This window comes from Neomoorella stamsii (assembly GCF_002995805.1).
Lineage (GTDB): Bacteria > Bacillota > DSM-521 > Neomoorellales > Neomoorellaceae > Neomoorella > Neomoorella stamsii.
The window spans coordinates 114040-124167 of sequence record NZ_PVXL01000067.1 but is presented as its reverse complement, the minus strand read 5'-3'; the positions used below and the strand labels follow the sequence as shown (position 1 = coordinate 124167).

Genomic DNA, 10128 nt, shown 5'->3' with positions numbered 1-10128 from the left:
ATGGACAAGAACGGCATGAAGAAAGGCATCGACGGGGGTGCGGCCGGGGCCATTGCCAAGTCGCTCTTTGGGGAAAGCGGCAAACTAGGACGGAACTTCCCCCGGCCGCGGTTCAAACTATTCGACTACAAAGACTATCCGGGTTATCCTGATGTTTTACCGCATGCCTTTACCCTGCATTCCCTGGAAGAGTGTTCGCACTTTGGCTACGAAGAATATATGGAAGATATTAATGCCGCCAAGGATATGGTCGGCGATGATGGCGTGATTATGGCCAGCCTATCTGGAGCTACCATGGAAGTATGGGAAATAATGTGCAAGATGGTCAACGAGACTAAGGCCGACTGGGTAGAACTGAATGTATCCTGCCCCTTTGCCGCCGACATGGGAGTAAAGATGGGTGCGGGTGCAGTAGAACTCTGCACGGAAATTACCAGATTGTGTGCTGGCATTTTGAAGAAGCCCTTTAGTGTAAAAATTTCTCCTCAGGCTGCCGACCCTGTAGCCATAGCTGAGGAAGTAGAAAAAGCCGGGGCCATGGCGGTTAACCTGTCAGCTCGTTTATCCGGTATCATGATCGATATTGAGACAGCCAAACCCATTGGACCGGGCGCCATGGGCGGCTGGGGTGGTCCTTACCTTCTAGGTTATGGCTTAAAGATTGTCAGCCAGGCGGCAAAGCGGCTGCATATTCCCATTATTGCCGGTCTGGGTGTTTGGGACTGGCAGGACATCATTCGCTATGTCATGGTAGGTGCGAGCCTGGTACAGTCGGGTGCCGGCATCATGCTGCAGGGGTACAACATTAGCAAGAAATGGGTAGACAGCATCAATATGTGGCTGGACAACAAAGGTTACAACTCCCTGGACGAGATCCGCGGCATTGCCCTGCCGAACATTCTGCGGACCAGGGATATCGAGCGGGCACCGGAGGGGGTCCATGCAGTTGTGGACTTCAAGAAGTGCAACCGGTGCGGCACCTGTACGAGGAGCTGTTTCTATGATGCCATTACCTTAACCAAAGCGGGTGCCATTGTCAACACGAACAAGTGCGACGGCTGCGGCATGTGCATGGAAGTATGCCCGCAGAATGCAGTTACTATGAGTAAAGGTAAAAAGTAAATTACAAAAGTAAATTACAGGAGATGTTCTGGTTATTGGGGGCGGGGCGGCAGGAAGCCGTGCCGCCCCCAGAGCAAAACGCAGCCGCACGGGCTTGGAAGTTGTGAGAAAAATGGCTGAAAACAGGGCTTATATATTAACCGAAATGACCTGGCCGGAAGTCAAAGAAGCACTGGACAAAGTTAAGGTAGCAGTGATCCCCGTTGGGGCACATGAACAGCATGGACCCCATCTAGTAGAATCCTGTGATGCTGTCCGGGCAACTGAGTTTTGCCGTCTGTTAGCCCATCGGATGTACCCTAAGGTTATTGTTGCTCCAACTGTTAATATGGGCGTTTCATACCACCACATGCCTTTCCCGGGTACTATCTCTTTGAAGCCTGCAACTTTGATATCTGTCCTCGAGGATATAGTTGCTTCTCTGAAAGTTCATGGCTTGAAAAAATTTTTATTTCTAAACGCCCATGGTGGCAATCAGGCAACTCTAGAAGTTGCTGCTACCATTATACATGAGAAATTGGGAATTGATATCGCCTGGTTGCAATATACTAGCCTTTCAAGAGAAGCTATGGGCCAGCACATCAAGTCGCAGCTATCTGGCCACTCTTGTGAGCGCGAGGTTTCGGAAGCCTTGTATCTGGCCCCGCACCTTGTTAAAAAAGACAGGATTTCTCCTGGAGACCTGAAAGATTTACCTTACCGGTATATGTCCATTGGCGGTGGGCAGATAGGTGTAAATTACACATTTAAACAAATTACTGCTAATGGGGCTCTTGGTGATGCTACCAGGGCAACTTATGAGGCCGGCAAGGACATTGTGGAAGAAGCTTTGAACAGGGTGTGCGAATTTCTGGAAGATTTTATTGGCAAGAGATAGAAAAGATTTTTAAGCACCTGTAGGTAAAAGGAGGGATTTCTATGGATTTTGACAATAAATACCGTGCGCGCCTCGAAAAATTATCGACAACTAATGTTGCGGACGCCCTTGACGCTTTAGGATTAAAAGGTGCTACCTACGGCATCCGCCCTATCTGGGAGGGCGCGGGTAAGATTGTAGGTAGAGCGGTAACTGTTAAGATTACGGCTGCCGGTTTAACGAAAGGGAAGCATCATCTGGGAGTAAAGGCCATTGATGTAGCTGAAGCGGGAGATGTCATTGTAGTTGATAACGGCGGGCGCTTAGATACCTCGTGCTGGGGGGGAATCCTGGCCAATGGAGCTAAAATGAAAGGTATTTCTGGTGTTGTGATCGATGGCGCCTGCCGCGATGTAGACGATTATGTAGAAATTGGTTTTCCTGTGTATGCTCGGGGTTCAGTGGTAGCAACAGCTAGAGGTAGAGTTATGGAAGAGGCCACCAATGTTCTCATCCAGTTTGGCGGAGTACAAGTGCGCCCCGGCGATGTAGTGGTAGCTGACCGCAGTGGTGTAGTCATTATCCCCCAGGAAAAACTTGATGAGGTCGTTGCCAAAGCAGAAGAACTTTACGAGAAAGAGGAAAAGATGATTGCAGAGATTCGTGCCGGCGTTTCTATGCTAGAAGTAGATTCTAAATATAACTACGAAAAGATGCTAAAGTAAATGCGTGCGGTTTGCTCGAGCAGAGGATTAGGGGGGCTGTTTCGTGGTTTTAACGCCAGAAGAAATCCTGCAGTTTTTGAAACTACCAACAGGTAATATTTGTGATGCCAATGGTAAAGGCGGCAATATGGACCCGGCGATCAAACCGATTGATCCAAAGTCCAAGATGGCCGGTACGGCTGTAACCGTGCGCTGCCAACCTGGAGATAACCTTACTCTTCATCAGGCGATTTACGAGGCTGAACCAGGTTCGGTACTGGTAATAGACGTACATGCCTATACTGGGGCAGGTCCCTTTGGTGAAATTATGGCTATCGCTTGCCTGGAGAGGGGCATTGCCGGTGTAGTTATTGATGGCGCCTGCCGCGACGCCAATGATATTCAGGAACTGGGTTTGCCTTTATTCTGCCGCGCTTTTAACCCCGGCGGCACGGTTAAAGAGAGCCTGGGAACTATAAACGAAATTATCCAATGCGGCGGAGTAGTGGTAAAGCCAGGTGATATAGTCGTGGGTGATTGTGACGGGGTGGTAGTTGTACCTCAAGAGCGGGCCAGGGAAGTTTTAGAGCGTGCCCAGGCCATCGCAGCTAAAGAAAAAGAGGTCCGGGAACTGTTACGCCAGGGGAAAACCACTCTGGAGATTTACGGCTTTGACAAGCTGATAGAAAAGAAGAAGTTCAAATAAATATGCTTTCGTTTAGAGAAAGGAGAAGTACCTGTGGCTGAAAAACTGGTTAGGATTGATCCGGCGGTTATTAACGCATTTAAGCAGCTGGACACAACTAGTGTTTCCGATGCCCTGGACCGGTTGGGAATTGTAGGCGGGTTAGAGGGGATAAAACCGGTTGTTTCCGGGGTGACATTGTGCGGTCCAGCATTTACCGTTCACTATGTGCCCTGCGGTGTAGTAAAAGGAACGGTGGGCGATTTCCTGGATGACGTAGAACCGGGCCAGGTAGTGGTTATTGATAATGCTGGACGTACTTATTGCACGGTTTGGGGCGACCTTATGTCCTTAACTGCATCTATTCGGGGAGTAGCCGGGACAGTGATCGATGGGGTTTGCCGCGATATTACAGGTATTAGAAAGTTGCAATATCCAATTTTCACCAGGGGTTACTTTATGGTGACGGGTAAAGATCGGGTACAGGTAGATGCAGTTAATGTACCAGTAGCTATTTCCGGGGTTCAGGTTAAACCTGGCGATATCATGTTGGGTGATGACACTGGAGTACTGGTAATACCCCAGGAAAGAGCGGAAGAAGTACTTGCTGTAGCACAGGAAATTGCTGAGAAAGAGGCGTTAATAGAGAGAGAAATACGGGCTGGAGCGACTTTACGTGAAGCGCGGAAAAAAGTTGGCTACCATAATTTGCAGACCCGCCGGCAATAAGTTTTTAATGATACTTTTAGGAAGGCTTTAGGAGGAAACGTGATGATCCTTACTGATGAAGAGAAAAGAATGCTCGATGGCCAATATGGCGATCTGGTTCGAAAATCCATGAAAATACTTGTTGCCCTTGGTGAAATTTACGGGGCCGAGAAAATGCTAGATATAAATAATGTTCATTCACCGGGGGTATCCTACCGGGTTGCTGGCGATGCAGGGCTTAACTTCGTAAAAGATGCGAGCGTTGCCGGACGTTTCGAAGTACCTGTTACCCTTAACACGATTGGGATTGACTCAGAAAACTGGGAGGAACTGGGCTTTCCCCGCTGTTTCGCCCTTAAACAGCTTGAACTATTACAAGCTTACCACACCATGGGGGCTATCTCAACGTACACATGTACTCCATACTTAGTAGGTAATATTCCTTTAAGGGGAGAACATGTAGCCTGGGGAGAATCATCGGCGATTGCTTTCGTTAATTCTGTTCTTGGTGCCCGCACAAATAGGGAAGGGGGTCCCAGCGCCCTGGCTGCCGGCATAACCGGTAAGGTGCCTGCGTATGGATATCACCTCGATGAAAATCGCAAGGGAAAGTATCTCTTTAAGGTTGACATAGACCTTAAAACAGATAGGGATTTTGCAGTTTTAGGGTACTTTGCAGGCAAGATCGCAGGGACGGACGTGCCTGTTTTTGAGGGAATAAAGCGCCGGCCGACATTAGAGAACCTCAAAGCACTCAGTGCAGCAGTTGCTTCCTCAGGGGCAGTTGCGCTTTACCATATTGTTGGCGTGACGCCGGAAGCACCAACAACAGAGGCTGTCATAGGGAAGCAAGAACCTATTCGTTTCGGTAAGAAAGAGTATGAAGAAGTTGTCGCCAAGTTTTCCCTGGAGGGGGACATCGATTTTGTGGTCACGGGCTGTCCTCACTGCTCTATAAATGAGGTGAGAAGGGTTGCCCAACTCCTGGCAGGTAAGAAAGTAAAGGCCGATTTTTGGATTTGTACTTCGCGGCAAGTAAAAACTTTAGCCGATAAAATGGGTTATACGGAAATCATCCGGGAGGCGGGGGCCCAGATCGTTTGTGACACCTGCCCAGTACTTGCCCCTACGAGTTCCAAAGGCTACAAGAAGCTGGTCACTAATTCCGCCAAACTAGCCCATTATGCCCCGGGGTTGTGGAACTTAAAAACCGGATTAATCGAAATAGAAGATTGCGTGGAGGCGGCGATTAAGGGATATTGGGGTGGTAAAGTATGAACACAAAGGTAATAAAAGGACGAAAAATCGTAGAGGGTATTGCCGAAGGCGAAGCCCTGGTCACTAAAGAGCCGATTTCTTTTATGGGCAGCATAAACCCCAAGACTGGATATGTAATTGAAAGAGGGCATGAAATCGAGGGGCAGTGTCTTAAGGGAAAAGTTTTGGTGTTTCCGAGGGCAAAGGGTTCTACGGGCGGCTCCTATATGTTGTATGATGTCGTAAAAAACGGAGTTGGGCCGGTAGGGATAGTTAATGTAGAGGCAGATTCGGTCGTTGTGATTGGTGCAATTGTTGCTGATTTGCCGATGGTCGACAAGATTGATATTGGAGAAATTGAAACGGGCGACTATGTGGTTGTTGATGGTAATAATGGTGTGGTAAAAGTACAAAAAAGAGATAACGATACGATGGGAGATTAAATTTATCTTTGTTGCTGCAGGAATTCAGGTATTAATAGCGAATATATTAAATTGTGAACATAGCATACAATATGTATACAAGTTGAAGACACGCTTACTTTTTAAATATGATATGCCAAACCGGCCACAAAGTCCAGCAAATAACATTTTTTAATCCAGGAAGCTTTGAAGAAATGGGATTTAGGAAAAGAGTAGTATACCTTGGGTATGTGATATTGTGTAATATATGTACACATAAATTACCAGGCTGGGGAGGTGTAAAGCCAGAGTAGTCCTATAAATAAAAGCCCATCAAAATTATCACGCTTCAATCTACTAAATAATTCAATATCCAAAGGAGGAATATAAACATGGCAAATCTGAGTGTAGAAGTAGCAGGAGTAAAATTTAAAAACCCAGTAATCCTAGCCTCGGCTACCCCCACAATGGACAAGAACGGCATGAAGAAAGGCATCGACGGGGGTGCGGCCGGGGCCATTGCCAAGTCGCTCTTTGGGGAAAGCGGCAAACTAGGACGGAACTTCCCCCGGCCGCGGTTCAAACTATTCGACTACAAAGACTATCCGGGTTATCCTGATGTTTTACCGCATGCCTTTACCCTGCATTCCCTGGAAGAGTGTTCGCACTTTGGCTACGAAGAATATATGGAAGATATTAATGCCGCCAAGGATATGGTCGGCGATGATGGCGTGATTATGGCCAGCCTATCTGGAGCTACCATGGAAGAATGGGAAATAATGTGCAAGATGGTCAACGAGACTAAGGCCGACTGGGTAGAACTGAATGTATCCTGCCCCTTTGCCGCCGACATGGGAGTAAAGATGGGTGCGGGTGCAGTAGAACTCTGCCCGGAAATTACCAGATTGTGTGCTGGCATTTTGAAGAAGCCCTTTAGTGTAAAAATTTCTCCTCAGGCTGCCGACCCTGTAGCCATAGCTGAGGAAGTAGAAAAAGCCGGGGCCATGGCGGTTAACCTGTCAGCTCGTTTATCCGGTATCATGATCGATATTGAGACAGCCAAACCCATTGGACCGGGCGCCATGGGCGGCTGGGGTGGTCCTTACCTTCTAGGTTATGGCTTAAAGATTGTCGGCCAGGCGGCAAAGCGGCTGCATATTCCCATTATTGCCGGTCTGGGTGTTTGGGACTGGCAGGACATCATTCGCTATGTCATGGTAGGTGCGAGCCTGGTACAGTCGGGTGCCGGCATCATGCTGCAGGGGTACAACATTAGCAAGAAATGGGTAGACAGCATCAATATGTGGCTGGACAACAAAGGTTACAACTCCCTGGACGAGATCCGCGGCATTGCCCTGCCGAACATTCTGCGGACCAGGGATATCGAGCGGGCACCGGAGGGGGTCCATGCAGTTGTGGACTTCAAGAAGTGCAACCGGTGCGGCACCTGTACAAGGAGCTGTTTCTATGATGCCATTACCTTAACCAAAGCGGGTGCCATTGTCAACACGAACAAGTGCGACGGCTGCGGCATGTGCATGGAAGTATGCCCGCAGAATGCAGTTACTATGAGTAAAGGTAAAAAGTAAATTACACAGGGTGAAAAAAGATGAATGAACTAAGGTGTGATGTTTTGGTTATTGGGGGCGGGGCGGCAGGAAGCCGCGCCGCCTACGAAGCTAAACGAAGCCACCCACAGTTGGAAGTAACTTTGGTGGTTGCTGGCAAGTATGGAACAAGCGGTAGTACCAACTTAATAGCTTCAGAGAGCCTGGGTATAAACGCTCCTTTTAACTATATGGGTGATGGCGACGATCCTGACGTTTACTTTCAGGATATGCTTGATACGGGCGGTGGCTTGAGCGACCCAGATTTGTGCCGGGTTATTGCGGATGAGGCCTGCACCAGGGTAGAAGAGTTGATGGCCTTGGGCCTGGAATTTGATAGTGAAGCTGGCCATCCGGTGCAAAGGAAATTATCTGGATGCACAAAAGCCAGGTCCCTAACCTGCGGCGGCGCGACTGGACGTGAGATCGTTAGGGTTCTCAAAAAAGCGAATATTAGTATAGGTGTGCAGGTAATAGAAGACGTCCGTATTCTTGATTTAGTGAAAGACGATAACGGCCGGGTATGTGGCGCTGTGGGCCTCAACGAAAAAAAACCTATCTTTATAACTGCTCGAGCGGTGATATTAGCTACGGGTGGCGCTGGTAGGATTTTCCGGAAAAATGTTAACCCACCATCAATAGAAGGTGATGGCTGGGCTATGGCTTACAGGGCGGGTGCACGACTGGTTAATATGGAGTTTTTCCAGGTGGGGCCTGCTGTAGTAAAGCCCAAGGTGCAGTTTATTATTCATAGCCACATGTGGCGCCTGCAACCAAAGTTAACAAACGTTCACGGTGAAGAATTTCTCAAACATTACTGCCCTGAAGGAGTTGAGGTAGCAGAGGTAATTGAAGCTAAAGCCATGTCTTATCCGTTTTCGGTGCGGACGGTGGCTAAGTATCTTGATATAGCTATTTTTAAAGAGCTTATGGCTGGTCGCGGCACACTTGATGATGGGGTTTATTTTGATGTGACCCATGTTGAAGAGGAGGTGTTAAAGCAGCGAGCACCCATAACCTATGATTTCCTAAAACGTGCCGGGGTTGACCTCACCCGCGAAAAGATTGAATTGGGGTTAGTGGTACAGAACTTTAACGGTGGTATTTTAATTGACGTGAACGGTTTCACCGGTGTAGAGGGGCTGTATGCAGCCGGAGAGGTTACCGGAGGCGTTCATGGTGCCGATCGCCCCGGGGGGAATAACCTTATCGATACCCAGGTGTTTGGTTACCGGGCCGGGCGTGCCGCTGCCGAATACGCCCTGGGACAAAAAGAAAAAAGCAAACTACCTGTTATAGTTCAGGACATGAGTTCCGAACTGGTTAAGCCTGTTACAGAGGAGGAACAGGTAGCTTTACAGCGTAGCGCCGATCTTTATTATCGTGAACTTACGATTGTACGTCGGGCTGAAGGATTAAGAAGGGTGCTAGATTATATTTCCGAACATAAGCCTAATAATCAAAACAATATCCTCGGTAACCGCTTGCTAGTAGGTCAGATTTTAGCTCTGGCCGCTTTAACCAGGGAGGAAAGCCGGGGTACCCATTACCGTGAAGACTTCCCGGATTCTGAGCCGGCTTGGCAGCAAAGAATAATTATTTCCCAGGGGACGAATGGAGAGCCTGCCGTTACGGCTGATAAATTCTAAAAAGGTTTTGCCAAATATGAGTACGGGCGAGCAGTTACAACTAACATGAAGATAATGTGTAGGACTATAAGGAAGCCATAATAAAACAGGGGGGAATTTTTAATGAAAAAAAGCAAGAGTTTTATGTTATTTACATTCCTAGTAATTGTTACCATGTTATTGGCTGGATGTGGTGGCGGGGGTACAAAGACCGGCGGCGGTGATAAGAGTAGTAGCAATAGTTCAGGTGGCGGTTCAACAAACAAGATTATGTCATTAGCCACTGCTAGCCTGGGCGGTACTTATTACATCATCGGTTCTGCAGTAGCGGATATTATCACTAAAAATGTTCCCGGCCTACAGGTGAATGCTGTCATTGCGCAGGGCTCAGTTGGTAACCCTAAGCTGGTCGACAAAGGGGAAGCAGAACTGGGGATTACCAACTACTATTCCGCTATGGACGCCTTGCAAGGCAACAAACCCTATGATAAGCCAATGAAGATTGCCGGTATCGCTCCCTTGCAGTTTAGTGTACTTCATTTTGTTACTTTTGCTTAAAGGCAGGACATTAACAGTATCGCTGATCTTAAAGGGAAAAAGATTGCTGCTGGGCCGGCTGGTGGCGGTGGCGCCCTTGCTTTCCAGAGGATTTTACCCTTCTGGGGTCTCAGTAAGGACGATGTAGTCCAGAGTTACATCTCTTATGCTGAAGGCTCAGAGGCCTTAAAAGATGGTAATGTTGATGTCACCATGCCCCATGGGGCGCCGCCCCTTGAAGCCATATCAGAGCTTACGGGGCAAAACCAGATCAAGATTATCCCCATTGAAAAGGAAAAATTCGCGGAGATAAACGCCAAGTACCCTTACTATGAAGAGACAGTTATTCCTGCGGGGACCTATAAAGGTGTTGACCAAGACGTACCGGCCCTGGGTATTAGGGACATCCTCGTGGTAAATGCCTCCATGGATGAAGAGACAGTATATCAGATTACCAAGGCGCTCTATGAACATATCAAAGATCTTCAGGCAGTTCACCCATCAGTCAAAAACTTATCTTTTGATGGATACAGAGCATCCCTTGTACCGCTACACCCCGGTGCTAAAAAATTCTATGACGAGATGGGGATAAAGACTAAATAATCCTGAGTGTAAGGGTGGAG

The 10128-nt window shown here is 48.0% G+C and carries 9 protein-coding genes and 1 pseudogene; all 10 read left to right on the top strand.

The annotated features are described in order from the left end of the window. A partial coding sequence (locus MOST_RS14785; protein ID WP_106007212.1) for a 4Fe-4S binding protein occupies window positions 1–1122 on the top strand: 1122 nt, incomplete at its 5' end. Between the two features lie 112 nt (window positions 1123–1234). Further along, the gene (locus MOST_RS14780) at window positions 1235–1999 is read left to right on the top strand and encodes a creatininase family protein (protein WP_054935430.1); all 765 of its coding nucleotides are present in this window, start codon (window positions 1235–1237) and stop codon (window positions 1997–1999) included. A 41-nt stretch (window positions 2000–2040) separates the two neighbouring features. Then, window positions 2041–2703 carry an RraA family protein gene (locus MOST_RS14775; RefSeq protein WP_054935431.1) on the top strand — a complete coding sequence of 221 codons (663 nt, stop codon included), beginning with the start codon at window positions 2041–2043 and terminating at the stop codon, window positions 2701–2703. Between the two features lie 43 nt (window positions 2704–2746). Continuing rightward, window positions 2747–3388 carry a 4-carboxy-4-hydroxy-2-oxoadipate aldolase/oxaloacetate decarboxylase gene (locus MOST_RS14770; protein ID WP_054935432.1) on the top strand — a complete coding sequence of 214 codons (642 nt, stop codon included), beginning with the start codon at window positions 2747–2749 and terminating at the stop codon, window positions 3386–3388. 33 nt (window positions 3389–3421) lie between these two features. Continuing rightward, window positions 3422–4096: an RraA family protein gene (locus tag MOST_RS14765; RefSeq protein ID WP_083476417.1), complete on the top strand. Its 675-nt coding sequence runs from the start codon at window positions 3422–3424 to the stop codon at window positions 4094–4096. A gap of 42 nt (window positions 4097–4138) precedes the next feature. Beyond that, window positions 4139–5353 carry an aconitase X gene (locus MOST_RS14760; RefSeq protein ID WP_054935433.1) on the top strand — a complete coding sequence of 405 codons (1215 nt, stop codon included), beginning with the start codon at window positions 4139–4141 and terminating at the stop codon, window positions 5351–5353. Then, a complete protein-coding gene (locus MOST_RS14755; RefSeq protein WP_054935434.1) occupies window positions 5350–5775 on the top strand; it encodes a DUF126 domain-containing protein in 426 nt (141 codons plus the stop codon). The genes MOST_RS14760 and MOST_RS14755 overlap by 4 nt, the downstream gene beginning before the upstream one ends. 350 nt (window positions 5776–6125) lie before the next feature. Then, on the top strand, window positions 6126–7322 hold the full coding sequence (locus MOST_RS14750) for a 4Fe-4S binding protein (protein ID WP_106007211.1): 1197 nt from the start codon (window positions 6126–6128) through the stop codon (window positions 7320–7322). A 20-nt stretch (window positions 7323–7342) separates the two neighbouring features. Beyond that, on the top strand, window positions 7343–8989 hold the full coding sequence (locus MOST_RS14745; RefSeq protein WP_054937453.1) for an L-aspartate oxidase: 1647 nt from the start codon (window positions 7343–7345) through the stop codon (window positions 8987–8989). Between the two features lie 102 nt (window positions 8990–9091). Next, window positions 9092–10108 (top strand): annotated as a pseudogene (locus MOST_RS14735) (TAXI family TRAP transporter solute-binding subunit). Window positions 10109–10128 lie beyond the last annotated feature (20 nt).

Coding starts and splice junctions, on each gene's coding strand:
- MOST_RS14780 (WP_054935430.1), top strand. CDS start 1,235: ATGGCTGAAAACAGGGCTTATATATTAACCGAAATGACCTGGCCGGAA.
- MOST_RS14750 (WP_106007211.1), top strand. CDS start 6,126: ATGGCAAATCTGAGTGTAGAAGTAGCAGGAGTAAAATTTAAAAACCCA.
- MOST_RS14760 (WP_054935433.1), top strand. CDS start 4,139: ATGATCCTTACTGATGAAGAGAAAAGAATGCTCGATGGCCAATATGGC.
- MOST_RS14745 (WP_054937453.1), top strand. CDS start 7,343: ATGAATGAACTAAGGTGTGATGTTTTGGTTATTGGGGGCGGGGCGGCA.
- MOST_RS14755 (WP_054935434.1), top strand. CDS start 5,350: ATGAACACAAAGGTAATAAAAGGACGAAAAATCGTAGAGGGTATTGCC.
- MOST_RS14775 (WP_054935431.1), top strand. CDS start 2,041: ATGGATTTTGACAATAAATACCGTGCGCGCCTCGAAAAATTATCGACA.